The following is a 21,056-nucleotide window of genomic DNA, read 5'->3' on the forward strand; positions in this document are numbered from 1 at the left end:
CATCGCGGTAAAGAAAGCCTTGCCGCCCGGCCTTTGCCCTTCATTAACCGCGCCTTGCCATCCTCTCCCGCACAGAAGCCGAGGAGAAGCGCCAGGATGGCCGAACCCGTCCCACCCCCCTGCCCCTTTGCGCCCCTCCTGGCGCGGCTTGACCACCCGCCTCGCGTCACGCGGCGCGGCCCCGCACCGCCGGGACTAGCCAGCCTCCCCGCCGGCACCCCGGCCGACCTCGTCTGGTTGAGCGACCCTTCCGCCCTGGAGGAGGCCGATCTCGACGCGCGCTGGATCGCCTGGCCGCGCGAGGCGCCGCTCCCGCCGGATGTCGCGCGGCGGCTCGCCGGCCACGCGCTGGCCCCGCTGGCAGGCTTCCTCCTGGCGCGGCGCCTCGCACCCGACGCGCTGCCCCTCCAGGATGCGGCGGCCCTCGAGGCCCTCGCCGCCACCCTCCCGTCCGCCGAGGCGCTGGCCCTGCGGCGCCTCCTGGCCACCACGCATCCCCCCGCCCGTGCGGCGCTGATCGAGCGCCTCATCGGGGACGAGGCCTGGGCTGAGGCCCTGGCGCTGGGCGGCGCCGGCGCGGCCATGGGCGCGCTGCAGGACTTCAACCTGGCCATCGCGACGGGCGACATCGCGGCGGCCGAGCGCCTCGCCACGGCGCTGGCAGATCTCCAGCCGGACAACAGCGCCGTGCTGGAAGCGGCGATGGCCTGCAACCGCCAACTTGGCCAGACGGCCCGCGCCGCCGGCTTCGCCCGCGCCCTGCTGGCCTGCGACCCCGCCCATGTGGGCGCCAACCTGATCCGCCTCGAGCAGGCCGAGGCGGAGGGCGACGCCGCGGCGGAACGGGCCGCGCGCAGCGCCCTCGCCCTCGCTCCCCCGGGCACGGTCCATCCGCTGCGCCGCCTGCATGAGGCGCACCGCGCCATCAGCCTGCATCTGCTCCACCCGCTGGATGCCACCGGGCGCGCCGCCGTGCAGGCGCTTGTCGCCGCCGCGCGGGGCGTCGATCCGATGGAACTGCCCGAGGGCGAGCCGCGCCACTGGGCGCGCCACTACCGCCACCTCGCCGAGGCGGCCGATGCCGCGCTGCTCGGCCGCGACACGCCCCTGCCGCCCGTCAGCAAGCTGCACCGGGCCGAAGGCGTACCGCTCGACTGGGCCCGGGCGCGGCGGCAGGCCCGCGGCGCGAAGCTCGCCTTCCTGGTGGCCGCCGACCCCGCCTATCTCCGCCTCTATGGCCGCGCCTATCTCGGCTCCATCCTCCGGCACGCCGATCTTCCCTGCGTGATCCTGGTGCATGTGATCGGCGGCGCCGGACAGCTGACCGAGCTGATCCGGCTGATGGACATGCCCGACCCCCGCATCCTCTACAGCGCGGATGACTTCGCGCCCGCCCGCGTCGCCACGCAATGCCATGACAGCGGCGGTCCGCGCGCCCTGCCGGTGGCCCATTTCCAATGCACGCGCTTCGCCCTGACGCGCCGCGTGCTGGCGGAGTTGCGCCTGCCCGTCCTCGTCTCCGACATTGACAGCGTCCTGCAGCGCGGCGTGTCGGCGCTTCTCGACCGCTTCGAGGGCTGCGACATCGTGCTCAACCGCAATGAGGCCAGCACCGCCTTCGGCAGCCACATCACCGCAAACCTGCTGCTGGCCTTCCCGACCGAAGGCGGCCGGGCCTACCTGGCCGAGTTGCAGGCCTATCTCGAAGCGGCCCTGGCCGCGCCGCATGTCACGCGCTGGATCGACCAATGCGGGCTCCAGGCCTGCTGGAACGCGAGCCCGGCGCGCTTCGGCTGGTTCGACACCACTGCCGACATCAACAACGTGATGTATCCGCGCTGGCAGCCCAATCCGTTCCTCTTCCTCTCGCTCTTCCACGGCTTCGACATGGCGAGCCTGCCGACGGCGGCCTGATCAGGACCAGAGCCGCCCATCCGCCGGCATGGGCCGCACCGCATGGCGGCGGGCGAGCCGCGCGCGATACAGGCCGTCCAGATCAGGCAGCGCCAGCATCTCCTCCGCCTCATGGTCGAGCGAGGCGCCGATCTCGAGATAGGCGTCGAGATTGTCGAGCCGCGGCTCCGGCGTGCGGCTGCCCTGATGCGCCCGCGCGGCCTGGTGGAACAGCGCCTCCAGGCGCTTCACCAGCTTCTCCATGTTGAACAGGTCGCAGCGATCGCGCTTGCGGGCCAGGGTCTCGCGGTGGCGGGCCAGCGCCGCCGGGTCACCCGCGAGCGCGATGGCGCGGCGCACATAGTCATCGGGCGTGTCGCAGACCATCTCCGGCAGGCCCGCCGCGCGCACCAGGCTGCCGCAGACGCGCGAGGCGAAGCCGCGGCCCGACAATGTCAGCACCGGCACACCGAGCCAGAGCGCGTCCGACGCCGTGGTGTGGGCGCCATAGGGCACGGAATCCAGGAAAAGGTCGGCCAGGCGATAGCGCGCCAGGTGGTCCGGATTGTGGATCTTGGGCGCGAAGACGAGGCGCCCCTCGGACACGCCACGCGCGGCGGCGAAGGCGCGGAGGTTGGCCCGCATCTCCTCCCCGGAATCCAGCAGCCAGAGCACGCTGCCGGGGACGGCGAGCAGGATCTGCATCCAGCGCTCCAGCGTGAAACGGGAGAGTTTCTGCGAGGCGTTGAAGCAGCAGAAGACGAAGCCCTGCTCCGGCAGGCCGGCCGAAGCTCGGCTCGGCGTCTCCGCGATCACGCGCTTGCGGTCATTGGGCTGGTAGCAGGGCAGGCGCAGCACGCGTTCGGAATAATGCGCCTCCGCCTCACGCGGGATGATCCAGGAATCGGCGATGATGTACTGGTGCCAGGGCGTGCCCAGTGTTCCGGGATAGCCGAGCCAGTTCACCTGCACGGGCGCCGGCCGCCGCGCGAAAAGCGCGGTGCGCGCATCGCGGGTATAGCCGTTCACATCCACCAGGATATCGATGCCATCGGCCGCGATGCGCTCGGCGGCCGCGTCATCATCCAGGTCGCGGATGTCCACCCAATGTTCGACGGCGGCCTTGATCCGCGCCTGGAGCGGCGCGGCGGAGGGCGGGCCGCAGTAATAGGCCGTGACCTCGACGCGCGCGCGGTCATGCAGCTCGAACACTTCCGCCATCAGCGTGCCGATCGCGTGGTCGCGCAGGTCGGAGGAGACATAGCCGATGCGCAGCCGCCGGCCTTGCAGCGCGATGGGCGCATCCCGGCGGTCATGCCGCGAGAGATCACGCGTCTCATCCACCAGGCAGCGGGCATAGTGATGGGCGAGGCCCAGATGCAGCCAAGGGTCGTCCGTATAGGCCAGCATGGAGAGCGGACTCGTCCCGCGCAGCAGGCGCCGCCGTTCCGCCGCATCGCCCGGCGGCAGCACCGGCCAGGCGCATTGCACGAGGCGCAGCGCCATGAACTGCTCGATCACGTCGCGCTGCTCAGGCTGGAGCTCCAGGCACTGGCGCAGCGTCGCCTCGGCCAGGGCGGGCTTGTGGTGCTCGCTCAAGACACGGGCGATCTGCTTCAGCGCCGTCAGCTTGTAGGCGATGGCCGCCCCGGTGACGGCGACGACGCGCTGCGCCACCCCCTGCCACTGCTCGATCGCCTGCGGCACCTGGCCCGCGCGCTCCAGCAGGCCGCCCAGGTTGATGCTGGCCGGCAGGAAATCGGGGTTGAGCGCGAGGCAGGCCTGGAGCGATTCCCGCGCAGCCTCCGCCTCGCCCATCTCGCTTTGCAGGCAGGCATGGTTGAAGCGGGCGATGTAGAGTTGCGGGTCGGCCGGGTGCGCCGCGATCCAGCCGGCATAGAGCCGACTGGCCGCCGCGCGCTCACCGGCGGTGGCGAGGCGCTGCGCCTCCGCCACCAGGGCTGCCAGGGTCATGGCGATGGTCTCGGACATCCTGTCCTCCTCTGTTCAGCCTCACAGGCGGAGATAGGCCGCGATCTGCTCATCCGACATGCTGCCCACCTGGGTGGCATCGAAGCCGGCAAGCTGGGTATCGCTCAGCGCCGCGATGTTGGTGGTGGAGAGCTGGTCGATCTGCGTGGTGCTCAGGGCGCGGATCTGGGTCGAGGTCAGCGGCTCCATGTTCGTCGTGGTCAGCGCGCCGATCACCGTGGTGGTGAGCGCGCCGATCTGCGACGCGCTCAGCGAGGAGAGCTGGGTCTCGGAGAATTCCCCGATATCCGAGCTGGAGAGGCCCTGCACCTGGGTGGTGGTGATGCCCCGCAGCTGCAGCGTGCTCATCGCCCCCACCTGGGTGGCATCCAGGGCGGAAAGGCTGGTGGCGGAGAAGGCCGCAATCTGCGAGACGCCAAGCGCGCCGACCTGCGTGGCGCTCAGCTCCGCCACATCCGTCGCGTTCAGGCCCCGGATCTGCGTCGCCGTCACGCCACCGATCTGCGTGTTGCTCAGCGAACCCATCTGCGTCGCATCCAGCGCCGTGAAGGCCGTGGCGCTCAGCCCGCCGATCTGCGAAGCCGCGAGGCTGCCGATCTGGGTCTGATCCAGCTCACCGATATCGGTGGCGCTCAGCCCGCCCATCTGGGTCGCCGTGATCCCGCGCAGCTGCGTGCTGCTCAGCGCCCCCATCTGCGTGGCATCAAAGCCCGAGAGCGTGGTCGCCGTCAGCCCGCCGATCTGCGAGGCGGTGAGGCCGCCCATCTGGGTCTCGGAGAGGCTGGCGAGGTTGGTCGTGCCCAGCGCGCCCAGCTGCGTGACGGAGAGCGCGCCGATCTGGGTCAAGCTCAACTCGCCCACATCCGTCGTGGAAAGCCCGCCCAGCTGCGCGTTGGTCAGCCCACGCACCTGCGTGGTGCTCAGCGCATCCACCTGCGTCGCGTCCAGTGCAGAGAGGCTGGTGGCACTCAATGCGCCCACCTGCGACGCCGTCATGGCGCCCACCTGCGTCGCAGAGAGCTCACCCAGGTCGGTCGTCGTCAGACCCTGCACCTGCGTGTTGGACAGACCGCGCAGCTGCGTGCCGCTCAGTGCCCCCATCTGCGTGGCGTCCAGCGCAGAGAGGTTCGTCGCACTCAGCGCCCCGATCTGGGACGTACTGAGGGCGCCCACCTGGGTGGCGCTCAGCTCCGCCACATCGGTCGCGTTCAGGCCCCGGATCTGCGTCGCCGTCACGCCGCCGATCTGCGTGGTGCTCAGCGAACCCATCTGCGTCGCGTCCAGCGCCGCGAAGGCCGTGGCGCTCAGCCCGCCGATCTGCGAAGCCGCGAGGCTGCCGATCTGGGTCTGATCCAGCTCGCCCATATCGGTTGCGTTCAGCCCGCCCATCTGGGTCGCCGTGATCCCGCGCAGCTGCGTGCTGCTCAGCGCCCCCATCTGCGTGGCATCAAAGCCCGAGAGCGCCGTGGAGGACAGCCCACCAATCTGCGAGGCCGTCAGCCCGCCCATCTGCGTGGCCGACAGAGCCGACAAATTGGTCGTCCCCATCGCGCCCAGCTGCGTGGCACTCAGCGCACCAAGCTGGGTCGAGCTCAACTCGCCCACATCCGTCGTGGACAGCCCACCCAGCTGCGCGTTGGTCAGACCACGCACCTGCGTGGTGCTCAGCGCACCCACCTGCGTCGCATCCAGCGCAGAGAGGTTCGTCGCGCCCAGCGCACCAATCTGCGACGCGGTCAGCGCGCCCACCTGCGTGGCGCTCAGCTCACCGACATCGGTCGTCGTCAGACCCTGCACCTGCGTGTTGGACAGACCCCGCAGTTGCGTGCCGCTCAGTGCCCCCATCTGCGTGGCGTCCAGTGCAGAGACGTTCGTCGCACTCAGCGCCCCGATCTGCGACGCGTTCAGCGCGCCCACCTGCGTCGCCGAAAGCTCACCGACATCGGTCGCGTTCAGGCCCCGGATCTGCGTCGCCGTCACGCCGCCGATCTGCGTGGTGCTCAGCGAACCCATCTGCGTCGCATCCAGCGCCGTGAAGGCCGTGGCGCTCAGCCCGCCGATCTGCGAAGCCGCGAGGCTGCCGATCTGGGTCTGATCCAGCTCGCCCATATCGGTTGCGTTCAGCCCGCCTATCTGGGTCGCCGTGATCCCGCGCAGCTGCGTGCTGCTCAGCGCCCCCATCTGCGTGGCGTCAAAGCCCGAGAGCGCCGTGGAGGACAGCCCACCAATCTGCGAGGCCGTCAGCCCGCCCATCTGCGTGGCCGACAGAGCCGACAAATTGGTCGTCCCCATCGCGCCCAGCTGCGTGGCACTCAGCGCACCAAGCTGGGTCGAGCTCAACTCACCCACATCCGTCGTGGACAGCCCACCCAGCTGCGCGTTGGTCAGACCACGCACCTGCGTGGTGCTCAGCGCACCCACCTGCGTGGCATCCAGCGCAGAGAGGTTCGTCGCGCCCAGCGCACCAATCTGCGACGCGGTCAGCGCGCCCACCTGCGTGGCACTCAGCTCACCGACATCGGTCGTCGTCAGACCCTGCACCTGCGTGTTGGACAGACCGCGCAGCTGCGTGCCGCTCAGTGCCCCCATCTGCGTGGCATCCAGCGCAGAGAGGTTCGTCGCACTCAGCGCCCCGATCTGCGACGCGTTCAGCGCGCCCACCTGCGTCGCCGAAAGCTCACCGACATCCGTCGCGTTCAGGCCCCGGATCTGCGTCGCCGTCACGCCACCGATCTGCGTGGTGCTCAGCGAACCCATCTGCGTCGCGTCCAGCGCGGAAAGGCTGGTCGCCGTCAGCCCGCCAATCTGCGAAGCCGCGAGCCCACCCACCTGCGTGGCGCTCAGCTCGCCCATATCGGTCGCGTTCAGCCCGCCCATCTGGGTCGCCGTGATCCCGCGCAGCTGCGTGCTGCTCAGCGCCCCCATCTGCGTGGCGTCAAAGCCCGAGAGCGCCGTGGAGGACAGCCCACCAATCTGCGAGGCCGTCAGCCCGCCCATCTGCGTGGCCGACAGAGCCGACAAATTGGTCGTGCCCATCGCGCCCAGCTGCGTGGCACTCAGCGCACCAAGCTGGGTCGAGCTCAACTCGCCCACATCCGTCGTGGACAGCCCACCCAGCTGCGCGTTGGTCAGACCACGCACCTGCGTGGTGCTCAGCGCACCCACCTGCGTCGCATCCAGCGCAGAGAGGTTCGTCGCGCCCAGCGCACCAATCTGCGACGCGGTCAGCGCGCCCACCTGCGTGGCGCTCAGCTCACCGACATCGGTCGTCGTCAGACCCTGCACCTGCGTGTTGGACAGACCGCGCAGCTGCGTGCCGCTCAGTGCCCCCATCTGCGTGGCGTCCAGTGCAGAGACGTTCGTCGCACTCAGCGCCCCGATCTGCGACGCGTTCAGCGCGCCCACCTGCGTCGCCGAAAGCTCACCGACATCGGTCGCGTTCAGGCCCCGGATCTGCGTCGCCGTCACGCCACCGATCTGCGTGGTGCTCAGCGAACCCATCTGCGTCGCGTCCAGCGCGGAAACCCCCGTCGCCGTCAGCCCGCCAATCTGCGAAGCCGCGAGCCCACCCACCTGCGTGGCGCTCAGCTCGCCCATATCGGTCGCGTTCAGCCCGCCCATCTGGGTCGCCGTGATCCCGCGCAGCTGCGTGCTGCTCAGCGCCCCCATCTGCGTGGCATCAAAGCCCGAGAGCGCCGTGGAGGACAGCCCACCAATCTGCGAGGCCGTCAGCCCGCCCATCTGCGTGGCCGACAGAGCCGACAAATTGGTCGTCCCCATCGCGCCCAGCTGCGTGGCACTCAGCGCACCAAGCTGGGTCGAGCTCAACTCGCCCACATCCGTCGTGGACAGCCCACCCAGCTGCGCGTTGGTCAGACCACGCACCTGCGTGGTGCTCAGCGCACCCACCTGCGTCGCATCCAGCGCAGAGAGGTTCGTCGCGCCCAGCGCACCAATCTGCGACGCGGTCAGCGCGCCCACCTGCGTGGCGCTCAGCTCACCGACATCGGTCGTCGTCAGACCCTGCACCTGCGTGTTGGACAGACCCCGCAGTTGCGTGCCGCTCAGTGCCCCCATCTGCGTGGCGTCCAGTGCAGAGACGTTCGTCGCACTCAGCGCCCCGATCTGCGACGCGTTCAGCGCGCCCACCTGCGTCGCCGAAATCTCACCGACATCGGTCGCGTTCAGGCCCCGGATCTGCGTCGCCGTCACGCCGCCGATCTGCGTGGTGCTCAGCGAACCCATCTGCGTCGCGTCCAGCGCCGCGAAGGCCGTGGCGCTCAGCCCGCCGATCTGCGAAGCCGCGAGCCCACCCACCTGCGTGGCGCTCAGCTCGCCCATATCGGTCGCATTCAGCCCGCCCATCTGGGTCGCCGTGATCCCGCGCAGCTGCGTGCTGCTCAGCGCCCCCATCTGCGTGGCGTCAAAGCCCGAGAGCGCCGTGGAGGAGAGCCCACCAATCTGCGAGGCCGTCAGCCCGCCCATCTGCGTGGCCGACAGAGCCGACAAATTGGTCGTGCCCATCGCGCCCAGCTGCGTGGCACTCAGCGCACCAAGCTGGGTCGAGCTCAACTCACCCACATCCGTCGTGGACAGCCCGCCCACCTGCGCGTTGGTCAGACCACGCACCTGCGTGGTGCTCAGCGCACCCACCTGCGTGGCATCCAGCGCAGAGAGGTTCGTCGCGCCCAGCGCACCAATCTGCGACGCGGTCAGCGCGCCCACCTGCGTGGCGCTCAGCTCACCGACATCGGTCGTCGTCAGACCCTGCACCTGCGTGTTGGACAGACCGCGCAGCTGCGTACCGCTCAGTGCCCCCATCTGCGTGGCGTCCAGCGCAGAGAGGTTCGTCGCACTCAGCGCCCCGATCTGCGACGCGTTCAGCGCGCCCACCTGCGTCGCCGAAAGCTCACCGACATCCGTCGCGTTCAGGCCCCGGATCTGCGTCGCCGTCACGCCGCCGATCTGCGTGGTGCTCAGCGAACCCATCTGCGTCGCGTCCAGCGCGGAAACCCCCGTCGCCGTCAGCCCGCCAACCTGTGACGCGGTGAGCCCCGACAGCTGCGTCGTGCTCAGCGCGGCGACCTGGGTGGAGGCCAGGGCGCCCACCTGGCTCACCGTGAGCGCGCGCACCTGCGTGCTGGTGAACTCACCGATGTCGGTCGCGGTCAGGGCGCCCAGCTGCGTCGTCGTCAGCGCGCGGATCTGCGAGGTGGTCAGGGCCGCGACCTTGGTCGCATCCAGGCCTGAGAGCTGCGTCGTCGTCAGCGCGCGCACCTGGAACTCGCCCAGCACGGCGAGCTGGTCGCCGCTGAAGCTGAGCTGCGCGGCGAGATAGGGGATCTGCGTCGCGGTCAGCCCCCGCACCTGCGAGGTCGAGAGCGCGCCGATCTGCGTGGCGCTCATCGTCTCGACGGCAGAGCTGCTGAGCGCACCGATCTGGGTCGTGGTCAGCGCGCTGATCTGCGTGGTCGAGAGCGCCGCCACCGAAGTGGTCGTCAGCGCGCGGATCTGGTTGGTCGAGAGCAGCGAGATGGACATGGCGCATTCCTTTTCCAGAGAGAGCGGAACACAGCGTCTTGCTGTCAGCTTCTCCGAGGGGTGCTCTCTGGAAACACCACTCCCGCATCACGAAACTCCCAGGCGAAGGCTTACATTTCGTGAATCGCGCGAAGTTTTTTTCCGTGCCTCACGCCGCCTTTCGTACTGCCGGCACCTCGAAACCGATCGCGCCGCGCCATTGCAGGACCGGCGCCATGGCACGCCGGCCTGGGGCGAGGCGCAGCCCGCCTTCCGCCTCCTCCCAATGCCAGTTCTGGCCGGGCACGGCCTCCACCACGCCGGCCGCGGCCACGCGCGGCAGCATGTCGAGCAGCAACGTGGCCTCGGCCATGCGCGCGGGCGGCAGCCGCGCCACCGCATAAGGAAAGCGCCCCTGGCGGGCGGCCAGGCGCAGCAGCGCCTCCCAATCCCGCATCCGCGCCGGATCACCCGCAATGATGAGCGGCGCGCCCGGCGCGCCGAAGGCCACATCGGCCTCGAACGCCCCCTCGCCCACCGCCAGAACCTTGAAATCGCCGCAGCGCGCGCGCCGCTCCGCAAGCCAGGCGGGCAGCCCCGCCACCGGGCCGCGCAGCGCCTGGGAGGGGCGCGGCACCTCGCGCTCAAAGAGGAAATCCAGCTGTAGCAACGCGCCGTCCCGCACGCCGCGCAGGCGGTGAAACTCGGCCACCTCCGCGCTGCGGAAACCCAGCGCGGAGAGCGCGGCGAAGACCTCCTCCGCCCGCGCGCCACCCTGGTTGTATTCGACGAGCGAGACCTCGATCAGGATGTAGTCCGCATGCCGCAGCACCGCCTGGCCGCCCAGCAGCACGTCCAGCTCGGCCCCCTGGGTGTCGATCTTCACCAGATCGAAGCGGCGGCCGGCCAGCACGTCATCCAGCCTGCGCCTGGGCACGGGCGTGCGCAGCAGCACCTCGTCGCGGAAGAAATGCGTGTTCTCACGGTACAGGGAGGTGCCGGTGGATTGCAGCCATTCCCGCGTCAGGAACAGCTCCGCCTCGCCATCCTGGTCGCTCGCGGCGAAGCCCAGAACCTCATGCCCCGTGGCGGAGAGTGCCGGCAGGCAGTGCGGGTTGGGCTCGACCAATGTCGGCACGCAATCGGGGAAGGCCTGCCGCAGGCCTTGCGTGAAATGCCCGAGATGGGCCCCCACATCGAGCAGGGTGCGGGGCGCATATCCCGCGAAACGCAAAGCCTCGAGCCGTTCTGGTCGCATGATGCCCCTCGCATGCCGGCCCTTTTGCCGGCAGGGCGAGAGTGATGGGCGCGCCTTAGCGGGCGGTTAACGCCGCAACAGCGCCTCGGGCACGCGCACCGTCAGCGCCAGCAGGCGGAAGGAATGGGTCTTGCCATGGCCATCCAGGTTCAGGCTGCCATTCACGCCCCCCTCCAGCACCTCATCCACCACGAAGTTGAAGGCCTGGAGCAGCGGCAGGTCATGCCGGATGCAGCCCGTGGCACCGCGGTGGCGGAAGAGTTCCAGCACGCGCTCGGCCGTCACCTGCTCGGCGAGGATGGGATACAGCTCCGCCCGGTAGGGAATGAGCGACATGTTGAGGCGGTTGCCCTTGTCGCCCGCGCGGCTGTGCGCCACGGCATGCAGCGGAACCTCGATCATGCCAGGATCTCCCGCGCCGTCCGCACCGAAACCTTCACCGGCACCCGCTCGCGCAGCACCAGGTGGCTCTGCGTCAGGATGCGCGGCGTCACGCGCCAGCGCGCCCCACCGGTGCCCGCCGTACCGCAGCAGAGCAGCGCCAGCACCTCGCGCGAGGCCTGGTCGGCATCGTCGCGCGTGCGGGCCTCGACGGCGAGGCGGATGCGGATCTCGGGCGGCTCCGGCCCGTCATAGCCGCGCCAGAGCGCGCCATCATCGCTGTCATGCACGCTGGCGACGCCGATCAGGTCCACCCGCGCCCGCACCTGCAGACCGCGCAGCTTCATGCGCTGGAGCAGCACATCGGCGGTGGCCCGCGCCCGGGCGAGCGCATTGGGGCCGGCGACGGAGACCTCGCCCTCGCCCAGCCAGCTGCCCTCGAAACTCGCCGTCACCTTCAGTGTGTCGGGGCGCGGATGGCCGCGCAGGCCATGCACCGCCACACGATCCTTCCCCACCTGCTCGGCCGTGCAGCCGGTGATGTCGAGCACCACATCGGGCGTGATGTAATGCGCGGGGTCATGCAGTTCATAGAGAAGCTGCTCCTTTACCGTGCGCAGATCCACGAGGCCGCCAGTCTCCGCCGCCTTGGTGATGACAAGGCCGCCCTCGGCCGTCACTTCGGCGATCGGGAAGCCGATATTCGCGGGGTCCGGGATGTCCTTGAAGCCCGGGTCCCAGAAGACGCCGCCCGTCACCTGGCTGCCGCATTCCAGCAGGTGGCCGGCGGCCGCGCCCAGCGCCAGCTTCTCCCAGTCATCGGCGCGCCAGCCGAAGTGATACGCGAGCGGCGCGATGGCCAGGGCCGGGTCGCTGGTGCGGCCGGCGACAACCACGTCCGCGCCTTGCGCCAGCGCCTCCACCAGCGGCTCCGCGCCGATATAGGCATTGGCGGCGATGAGGTGCCAGGCGCCCATGTCGAGGCCCGCATCCGCCTCATGCACCGGCAATTGCCCGCCGGCGACGAGGCCCGTCACGTCATCCCCCTCGACGAGGGCGATGCGCAGATCCGGCATCCCCTGGGCGAGGGCCAGCTTCGCCACAGCGCGCGCGGCGGCGGGCGGATTGGCCGCGCCCCAATTGCCGAGCAGCGGGATGCCGTGCTGCTTCGCGGGTGCCAGGATGGGGTCCAGCAGCCGCTCCAGCATGGGCTCGTAGCCCGCCTCCGGGTCGCGGCGCTTCTCCAGATGGGCGAGTGCCACGGTGCGCTCGCCCAGCGTCTCGAAGAACATGGCCGAGGGCAGGCCACTGGCGATCAGGGTGCGCAGCACCGGCAGCGGCGCATCCACGCGATCGCCCGAGAAACCCGCGCCATTGCCGACGAGAAAGCGGTCCATTGTCATCTCCCTGGGGCGCCAGTCTTCGCCGGCCCGCGTCACCCGGCAAGGGCCGCGCGCAGCAATTCGCCGAGACGCGGCGCATCCCGCTCATGCAGGCTGATGGGGTTGATGGTGAGGATTCCCTCGGCCAGCAGCGCCGGGTTCACATGCACGGCGGGGCGACCCGCACGCAGCCGCGCCTCGATGGCGGGCGCATCGGGCACGCGCAGCCACAGCAGCGGCACCTCGCCCGACGCGCCTTCCTCGAATTCCAGGCCCGAGGCGGCGCGCACGGCGGCGAGCCGCGCCAGCCAGCGGGCGCGGCGCGTTGCGGCATCCTCTTCCGTGAAGCGGCGGAGTGCGACCAGCAGCCCCATCACCTCCTCCCGCCCCACCTTGCAGGAGCGGCCGATGCCGGTGCGCGGGAAGAAGGCGAGTTGCGAGAGCGCCGGGAACTCGGCCGGTGGGCGGAACTGCGCCGCAGGCAGGTCCAGGTCCAGCATCTGCGCCAGCGCCGAGGCCACCAGCGCCCCCTGCCCGGCCAGAATCCCCGAAGCCTGCGGCCCGCCGATCGCCTTGCCGCCGGAGAAGGCGACAAGGTCCGCGCCCTCCGCGATGAAGCGGCGGAGGTTCTCCGCAGGTGGCAATTGGGCCGCCGCATCCACGATCACGGGCACGCCCGCCGCCCGGGCCACGGCCACGATCCCGGGCAGCGGCGGCTGCGCATGGGGCTGCGCCACATGCAGGATGCCCGCCGTCAGCGGCGTGATGGCATCGGCGAATTCCGCGGCACTCGCGTCACGCACGCCGGCACCCGAGACGCGATCCGGGATGCCCACATCGACAAGCCGCCCGCCCGCCGTCTCGATCGCGCGGTCATACATGTTGCGCTGGCTGCGGGAGATCAGGAACTCGCAGCGCCCCTCCCGCGTCGCCGGCAGCCGGTTCATCGCCCCCGCATCCAGCCGCGCAAGGCAGGCGGCGGCGGCCAGCAGCAGGGCGGCCGAGGCGCCGGAGGTGACGAAACCCGCCTCCGCCCCCGTGGCGCGGGTGATCTCCCGGCAGGCGGCGGCCTGGAGGTCCAGGATGTCCACGCTCGCCGTCGCCGCCTCGCGCATGGCCCCGGCCACCTCATCGCTGAGGGGGCCCGCCGAAAGGCGCGTGTTGGTGCCATAGGCGTTGATGATCGGGGTGATGCCGAAGCGTTCGAAGATCATGCGGATCGCGTCCGGCGCACCGCATCCTGCCAGGCGGCGCGGCGCTCGGCGGCCTCGGCGCGGCTCATGTTCGGCTGGAAGCGCCGCTCCAGCCGCCAATGCGTCGGCGCCTCGCTGGGCGAGGGCAGCAGCCCGGCCTGGAGGCCGGCCAGATAGGCGGCCCCCAGCGCGGTGGTTTCCGTCACCACGGGCCGGTCCACCGGCGCGCCCAGCAGATCGGCCAGGAACTGCATGGTCCAGTCGCTCTTCGCCATGCCGCCATCCACACGCAGCACCGTCTCCTTCATCCCCGGCCAGTCGCGGCGCATCGCGTCCAGCAGGTCGTCCGTCTGCAGCGCCACCGCCTCCAGCGCGGCACGGCAGATCTCGGCGCGGCCGGAGGCGCGGGTCAGGCCCAGGATCGCACCGCGCGCCGCCGCATCCCACCAGGGCGCGCCGAGGCCGGTGAAGGCCGGCACCAGATGCACGCGCTCGGCCGGGTTGGCGCGCGCGGCCCAGCCATCCGCCTCGCTCGCCTGCTGGATGATGCCGAGCCCGTCGCGCAGCCATTGCACCGTGGCCCCGGCCATGAAGATCGAGCCCTCCAGCGCATAGGCGCGGCGGCCGCCCAGCTGCCAGGCCACGGTGGTGAGCAGCCGGTTGTTGGAGGGCACCGCCTCCTCCCCCGTCACCAGCAGGGCGAAGCAGCCCGTGCCATAGGTCGATTTCATCATGCCCGGCGCAAAGCAGGCCTGGCCGATGGTGGCCGCCTGCTGGTCGCCCGCCGCGCCGAGGATGGGGATGCTGCCCCCCAGCAGCCGCGTCTCACCCAGATGTGCAGCGCAATCGCGCACCTGCGGCAGGATCGCCATGGGCACGCGGAAGAGGTCGCACAGCTCGGCATCCCAGCTGCCGCGGTGGATGTCGAAGAGCATGGTGCGGGAGGCGTTGGTGGCGTCCGTCGCATGCACGCGTCCTTCCGTCAGGCGGAACAGGAGAAAACTCTCCACCGTGCCGAAGCAGAGCTCGCCCCGCTCTGCCGCTGCCCGCGCGCCCGGCGTGTGGTCCAGCAGCCAGGCGAGCTTGGTGGCGGAGAAATAGGGGTCGAGCAGCAGGCCGGTCCTCGCGCGGACCAGCGCCTCATGCCCTGCCGCCTTCAGCGCCTCGCAGGTCGCGGCCGTCCGCCTGTCCTGCCAGACGATGGCGCGGCCGACGGCCCGGCCCGTGGCGCGCTCCCACAGCAGGGTCGTCTCGCGCTGGTTGGTGATGCCGATGCCGGCCACGTCCCGCAGCGGGCGGCCCGTCCTGGCCAGCGCCTCTCGCAGCACCGAAAGGCCATGCGCCGCGATGTCCTCCGGCTCATGCTCCACCCAGCCGGGGGCCGGGAAATGCTGAGGCAACTCCACCTGCGCGGTGGCGACCGGCGCCAGCGTCGCGTCGAAGGCGATGGCGCGGGTCGAGGTTGTGCCCTGGTCCAGGGCCAGCAGCAAGGACATGGCGGCGTCTCCCGATCTTGGGGTGCAGGAGAGGAAGGATTGCCCGAGGGGTCAACCGGGGTTTGACGTCATGGGACGCGCGCCCGACACTCATGCAAAGACAAGGACCCCGCCCCATGCCGCTCAATAACCGCATCGCCGCCATGGCACCCGAGATCGCCGAATGGCGCCAGACCATCCATGCGAATCCGGAACTCGGCTTCGAGGAGCACGCGACCAGCGCCCTGGTGGCCGAGAAGCTCGCCTCCTGGGGGATCGAGGTGCATCGCGGCATCGCGGGCACGGGCCTGGTCGGCGTGCTGCGGAACGGCAGTTCCGGCCGCTCCATCGGCCTGCGCGCCGACATGGACTGCCTGCCGATGACGGAGGAAACCGGCCTGCCGCATGCGAGCAAGACGCCCGGCAGGATGCATGCCTGCGGCCATGACGGGCACACAGCCATGCTGCTGGGCGCGGCCAAATACCTCGCCGAGACGCGCAATTTCGACGGCACCGTGAACTTCATCTTCCAGCCGGCCGAGGAAGGCCCGGGCGGCGGCCGCGTCATGGTCGAGGAGGGCCTGTTCGAGCGCTTCCCCTGCGACAGCGTCTACGGCATCCACAACGACCCCTCGCTGGCGCTGGGCGAGACGGCGATCGTCTCCGGCCCCATCCTCGCCTCGGCCGACACGGTCACCTTCAGGATCCGCGGCCTGGGCGGCCATGCGGCGCGGCCGCACATGGCGATCGACCCGGTGCTGATCGGCTCGCAACTGGTCGTCGCCTTGCAGGGCATCGTCTCCCGCCGGGTGGACCCGCTGGACAGCGCGGTGCTCAGCCTGTGCATGTTCCACGCCGGCAGCGCGTCCAACGTCATTCCCGAGACGGCCGAGATCAAGGGCACGATCCGCACGCTGAAGAAGGAAACGCGCGCCGCGATGGAGCGCCACATCAAGCGCATCGCGGCTTCGGTGGCCGAGGCTTTCGAGGCGGAGATCGCCGTCGAGTGGAAGTCGGGCTACCCGGTGACCGTGAACCATGAGCGCGAGACGGAACTGGCCGCCCAGGCCGCGGCGAAGGTCTTCGCGCCCGAGGGCATCATCCGCAAGCGCCCGCCCATCATGGGGGCCGAGGATTTCTCCTACATGCTGGAGAAGCGCCCGGGCGCCTTCGTGAAGCTTGGCCAGAAGGCGCCCGACGGGAAGGGCGGCGTGCCGGTGCATCACCCGAAATACGACTTCAACGACGATGCGGCGCCCTATGGCGTGGGCTTCTTCAGCGCCCTCGTCGAACAGGAACTGCCCCGGGGCTGAGCGCCCCGAGCCGAGGCCCGGCCCCGGCGGACTTCTCGTCTTGACGGCGTGAAGTCCACACAGCTACACGCAAGTCATCTCATGATGACCCTGCCACGACATGGCGCGCTTGGGCGCGAGGGCGTGCCATGTCCGCTGACAGGGTCGCGCCGCGGCGCGGCCAGGCCTGCGCCGCGATCCGGCAGGCCGGAGCTTCCCGGCCATGTCTGACCGGCTTCCCATCGTGGTGGACCTGGACCACACGCTGCTGCGCACCGACACTCTGGATGAGAGCTTCGTCCGCGCCCTCTTCCACCGCCCCGCGACCGCCGCCGCCGCCCTGCTGGCCCTGCCGCGCGGCCGGCTCGCGGTAAAATCCGCCCTGGCCGAGGGCGTGCCGCCCGAGGTCGCCGAACTGCCCGTGCGCGAGGATCTCCTCGAATGGCTGCGCGCCTGCGCCGCCGAGGGCCATGCGCTGCATCTCTGCACCGCCGCGCATCAATCGGTGGCCGATGCCGTGGCCGCGGAGTTGGGCCTCTTCGAGAGCGTGATCGGCTCTCGCGACCACAATCTGAAGGGCGAGGCGAAGGCCGCCGCCCTGGTGCAACTCTTCCCCCAGGGCTTCATCTATGCGGGCGACAGCCCGGCCGACCTCGCCGTCTGGCGCCATGCGTCGGGCATCGTGCTGGTCGGCGCCACCCCCGGCACCGCCGGGGCCGCGCGCCGGCTCGGCCCGCCCGTGGTCGCGGAATTCGCGGGTGAACCGGCCAACTGGCGCGACTGGCTGCGCGCCGGTCGGCTCCACCATGCGTCCAAGAACCTGATGGTCTTCGTGCCGCTCATCCTTGGCCAGGGCTGGCGCGACATGGCGCAGGTGATGGAGGCGCTGCTCGCCTTCGCCCTGCTGCTGCTGCTCACCTCCTCGACCTACCTGCTGAACGACCTCTCGGACCTGCGCGCCGACCGCGCCCATTGGTCCAAGCGCCACCGCCCGATCGCGGGGGCGCGCATCCCGATCCGCACGGCGCTCCTGGCCGGGGTGGGCGGCGTGCTGGTCGCGCTGCTGGCGGGGCTTCTCGTCTCCGTGCCGCTCTTCCTGGGCCTTGCCGCCTACCTGGCGCTGACGCTCGCCTATTCCCTCGGGCTGAAGCGCGTGCCGTTGCTGGACACGCTGATCATCGCGCTGCTCTTCGGCCTTCGCATCCTGGTGGGCGTCGCCGCCCTCGGCCAGCCGGTCTCGGGCTACCTGATGACCTTCGCGCTTTTCTTCTTCTTCTCGCTCGCCACCGCGAAGCGCCACACCGAGATCCTGCGCGCGGGGCCCGAGGGGGCCGCGGCACTCGCCGCGCGCGGGTACCGCCCGGCCGATGGGGAGCTGACGCTGGTGGCAGGCGTCGCCGCGGCGCTGGGCTCGCTCATCATCCTCGTGCTCTACCTGATGCATGATGCCTTTCTGCGTGTTCCCTATGCCGACCCCTGGTGGCTCTGGGCGCAACCGCTGCTGATCGCCATCTGGATGGGGCGCATCTGGCTGCTCTCCCATCGCGGCGAGATGCTGGACGACCCGGTGAGCTTCGCCATCCGCGACCGGACGAGCTGGGGCCTGGGTGTCACGGTCGGAATCACCTATCTGCTTGCGCTATGAGCACGGCGCGCGGCCTCGAAACATCGGCGCTGACCAGCTGGGGCCGCACCCTCCGCGCGCCGCAGCTCGCCTTCACGCCGTCCTGGCGGGATGAGCTGCCGGCCACGCTCCGCGCGGCGGTGGCGGCGCGGCCGGCGCATGGCGTGCTGCCCATGGGGCTGCGCCGCTCCTATGGCGACAGCGGGCTGAACCCCGAAGGCGCAGTGCTGCTGACGGCCGCGCTGGACCGCGCCATCGCATTCGACCCCGCCACGCGCCTCCTCCGGGCCGAGGCGGGGCTCAGCCTCGCCGCAATCCTGGCCTGGATGGTGCCGCGTGGCTTCTTCCTCCCGGTCACGCCCGGCACGCGCCATGTCACGCTGGGCGGCGCCATCGCGAATGACGTGCATGGCAAGAACCACCATGGCGCGGGCAGCTTCGGCCGCTGGGTGCGCGCCATGGGCCTGTTGCGCTCGGACGGCACCGAGCGGGAGCTGCGGCCCGGCGATCCGCTCTTCGCCGCCACCGTGGGCGGCCTCGGCCTCACCGGCCTGATCACCTGGGTGGAGCTGGAGCTGCTGCCCATCGCCAGCTCCCTGATGGAGGTGGAGGACGAGGTCTTCGAGGATCTCGACGGCTTCTTCCGCCTGGCCGAAGCCTCCGCCGGATGGGACTACACGGTTGCCTGGGTGGATTGCCTGGCGAAGGGCGCGGCGCTCGGGCGCGGCATCTTCTCGCGCGGGCGGCATGCGGGGGCGGGCGGCCTCTCCGCCTTGGAACCGCCCAAGCTGCTCCGCATGCCGATGGACGCGCCGGGCTTCGCGCTCAACCGGCTGACGCTCGGCGCCTTCAACGCGCTCTACCTGGCCATGGGGCGGCGGCGTTCCGGCCGGCCGCGGCAGGTGCCCTACCTGCCCTTCTTCTATCCGCTGGACGGCATCGCCGCGTGGAACCGCCTCTATGGCAAGCGTGGCTTCTTCCAGTACCAGAGCGTGGTGCCGCCCGCCGCCCAGCGCGAGGCGACGCGCGCCATGCTCCGCGCCATCGCCGAAGCCGGTGAGGGCTCCTTCCTCGCCGTGCTCAAGACCTTCGGCCCCCTGCCCTCGCCCGGCCTGCTCTCCTTCCCGATGGAGGGCAGCACGCTGGCGCTGGATTTCGCCCATCGCGGCGCGCCGACGCTCGCCCTGCTGGCGCGGCTCGACGCCATCGTGCGCGAGGCCGGCGGCCGCCTCTACCCCGCCAAGGATGGCCGCATGCCGGCTGCCATGTTCCAAGCCGGATACCCCGCCTGGGAAGGATTCCAAGAGCACATGGACCCGCATTTCTCCTCGGCCTTCTGGCGCCGGGTGTCGCAGCCATGACGCGGCGCATCCTCATCCTGGGCGGCACCTCGGGCATCGCCGTCGCGACCGCGCGGCTCTATGCCGCCGAGGGCGCCGTCATCGGCCTCGCCGGGCGGGATGCCGCGCGGCTGGAGGCGGTGGCGGCGGATCTGCTGGCGCGTGGCGCCGCCGCCGCCCCCCTCTTCATGCTCGACCTCGCGGCCGAGAGCGATCCCGCCGCCCGCCTCGCCGAGATGCGCGACGCGCTGGGCGGGCTGGACGATGTGCTGCTCGCCTACGGCCTGATGGGCCCGCAGGCCGGGGATGAGCGCGACCCGGCCACGGCGCGGCGCACGCTGGATGTGAACTTCACCTCCGCCGCCCTCTGGGCGCTCGCCGCCGCCGCGCTGATCGAAGCGCAGGGGCGTGGCAGCCTGGTCGTGCTGGGCTCCGTCGCCGGCGATCGCGGACGGCGCAAGAACTTCGTCTATGGCGCGGCCAAGGCCGGCATCGCGGCGCTGATGGAGGGCATCGCGCATCGCTTCGGCCGCCCCGGCGCGCCGCCCGGAATCCGCGCCGTGCTGGTGAAGCCGGGCCCAACCCGCACCGCCATGACGGCCGGCATGGACCGCACGGGCGGCAGCTGGGCCGAGCCGGAGGAGGTGGCGCGCATCATCCGCCGCGCGGCCGACAAGGGCGGGCCCATCGTCTATGCGCCCGGGCGCTGGCGGCTGATCATGCTCATCATCCGCCACCTGCCCGCCCGCATCTTCAACAGGCTCGACATCTGAATGAGCCAGCGCATCATCATCACAGGCGCGGCCGGCCTGGTCGGGCAGAACCTGGTCGCGCGGCTCATCGAGACGCCGGGGCTCACGCTCGTCGGCATGGACAAGCACCCGGCCAACACCGCCATCCTGCGCCGCCTGCATCCGGGGATGGAGGTGATCGAGGCCGATCTCTCGCAACCCGGCCCCTGGGAGGCAGCCTTCGCCGGCGCCGATGCCGTCGTGGTCAACCAGGCGCAGATCGGCGGCCTGGACCGCGCCGAATACATCGCCAACAACGTGGCCGCGACCGAGCGCGTGCTGGAGGCCATGGCCCGTGCCCAGGTGCCCTACATGGTCGGCATCTCCTCCTCCGTCGTGAATTCCCGCGCGCAGGATCTCTATGTCGAGACCAAGACGCTGCAGGAAAAGCTCTACCTCGGGAGCGGCATCCCCTGCGCCGTGCTGCGGCCGACCCTGATGTTCGGCTGGTTCGACCGCAAGCATCTGGGCTGGCTGCGCCGCTTCATGGACCGCACGCCGGTCTTCCCCATCCCCGGCCGCGGCGACTACCTGCGCCAGCCGCTCTACGCCGACGACTTCTGCGCGGTGATCGAAAGCTGCCTCATGCACCAGCATGGCGGCACGCATGACATCTCGGGCCTCGAGACCATCACCTATGGCGAGCTGATCCGCATGATCCACCGGATCGTGAAGCCGCACGCGCGCATCGTGAACATCCCCTATTCGGCCTTCTGGGCGCTGCTCTGGCTCTACGCCAAGTTCGACCGCAACCCTCCCTTCACCGTGAAGCAGCTGGAGGCGCTGGTCATCCCCGAAACCTTCCCCGTCACCGACTGGCCGGCGGAGTTCGGCGTGACGCCGACACGGCTCGAGGCCGCGCTGCGCCGCACCTTCACCGATCCGCGCTACCGCGACGTGGTCCTGGAGTTCTGA

At 70.8% G+C, this 21,056-nt stretch carries 13 protein-coding genes; 6 read left to right on the forward strand and 7 right to left on the reverse strand.

Annotated elements, in window-relative coordinates; translation table 11 throughout:
* Positions 1 to 237: 237 nt before the first annotated feature.
* On the forward strand, positions 238 to 1,914 hold the full coding sequence (locus ACQ860_RS05835; protein WP_431302471.1) for a hypothetical protein: 1,677 nt from the start codon (positions 238 to 240) through the stop codon (positions 1,912 to 1,914).
* Here the strand turns inward: ACQ860_RS05835 and ACQ860_RS05840 are convergent, their stop codons facing one another.
* The 7 genes from ACQ860_RS05840 to glpK all read right to left on the reverse strand — a co-directional run bounded on the left by ACQ860_RS05840 (position 1,915) and on the right by glpK (position 15,115).
* Entirely contained in the window at positions 1,915 to 3,885 is a 1,971-nt protein-coding gene (locus tag ACQ860_RS05840; RefSeq protein WP_431302472.1) for a hypothetical protein, read from the reverse strand.
* 21 nt (positions 3,886 to 3,906) lie between these two features.
* Complete coding sequence (locus ACQ860_RS05845; RefSeq protein WP_431302473.1) at positions 3,907 to 9,426, reverse strand: hypothetical protein; 5,520 nt, start codon at positions 9,424 to 9,426, stop codon at positions 3,907 to 3,909.
* Positions 9,427 to 9,574: 148 nt separating this feature from the next.
* Positions 9,575 to 10,639, reverse strand: coding sequence for an FkbM family methyltransferase (locus tag ACQ860_RS05850; protein WP_431302474.1), 1,065 nt, complete (start codon positions 10,637 to 10,639; stop codon positions 9,575 to 9,577).
* A 90-nt stretch (positions 10,640 to 10,729) separates the two neighbouring features.
* Entirely contained in the window at positions 10,730 to 11,065 is a 336-nt protein-coding gene (locus ACQ860_RS05855) for an AtuA-related protein (RefSeq protein ID WP_431302475.1), read from the reverse strand.
* Positions 11,062 to 12,441, reverse strand: coding sequence for an acyclic terpene utilization AtuA family protein (locus tag ACQ860_RS05860; protein ID WP_431302476.1), 1,380 nt, complete (start codon positions 12,439 to 12,441; stop codon positions 11,062 to 11,064). Before ACQ860_RS05860 ends, ACQ860_RS05855 begins: the two co-directional genes overlap by 4 nt.
* Before the next feature lie 38 nt (positions 12,442 to 12,479).
* On the reverse strand, positions 12,480 to 13,640 hold the full coding sequence (locus ACQ860_RS05865) for a hypothetical protein (protein ID WP_431302477.1): 1,161 nt from the start codon (positions 13,638 to 13,640) through the stop codon (positions 12,480 to 12,482).
* Positions 13,637 to 15,115: a glycerol kinase GlpK gene (gene glpK, locus ACQ860_RS05870; RefSeq protein WP_431302478.1), complete on the reverse strand. Its 1,479-nt coding sequence runs from the start codon at positions 15,113 to 15,115 to the stop codon at positions 13,637 to 13,639. Before glpK ends, ACQ860_RS05865 begins: the two co-directional genes overlap by 4 nt.
* Before the next feature lie 116 nt (positions 15,116 to 15,231).
* Here glpK and ACQ860_RS05875 point away from each other — a divergent pair, with 116 nt between their 5' ends.
* From ACQ860_RS05875 to ACQ860_RS05895, 5 genes are all read left to right on the forward strand, one after another.
* Positions 15,232 to 16,407 carry a M20 aminoacylase family protein gene (locus ACQ860_RS05875; RefSeq protein ID WP_431302479.1) on the forward strand — a complete coding sequence of 392 codons (1,176 nt, stop codon included), beginning with the start codon at positions 15,232 to 15,234 and terminating at the stop codon, positions 16,405 to 16,407.
* Between the two features lie 202 nt (positions 16,408 to 16,609).
* Positions 16,610 to 18,031 (forward strand): UbiA family prenyltransferase, encoded by a 1,422-nt coding sequence (locus tag ACQ860_RS05880; protein WP_431302480.1) that lies wholly within the window; start codon positions 16,610 to 16,612, stop codon positions 18,029 to 18,031.
* Positions 18,028 to 19,371: an FAD-binding oxidoreductase gene (locus ACQ860_RS05885; protein ID WP_431302481.1), complete on the forward strand. Its 1,344-nt coding sequence runs from the start codon at positions 18,028 to 18,030 to the stop codon at positions 19,369 to 19,371. The genes ACQ860_RS05880 and ACQ860_RS05885 overlap by 4 nt, the downstream gene beginning before the upstream one ends.
* Entirely contained in the window at positions 19,368 to 20,123 is a 756-nt protein-coding gene (locus tag ACQ860_RS05890; protein WP_431302482.1) for an SDR family NAD(P)-dependent oxidoreductase, read from the forward strand. The genes ACQ860_RS05885 and ACQ860_RS05890 overlap by 4 nt, the downstream gene beginning before the upstream one ends.
* On the forward strand, positions 20,124 to 21,056 hold the full coding sequence (locus tag ACQ860_RS05895; RefSeq protein WP_431302483.1) for an NAD-dependent epimerase/dehydratase family protein: 933 nt from the start codon (positions 20,124 to 20,126) through the stop codon (positions 21,054 to 21,056).

The sequence above is a fragment of the Sediminicoccus sp. BL-A-41-H5 genome (assembly GCF_050632405.1).
Taxonomy (GTDB): Bacteria; Pseudomonadota; Alphaproteobacteria; order Acetobacterales; family Acetobacteraceae; genus Roseococcus.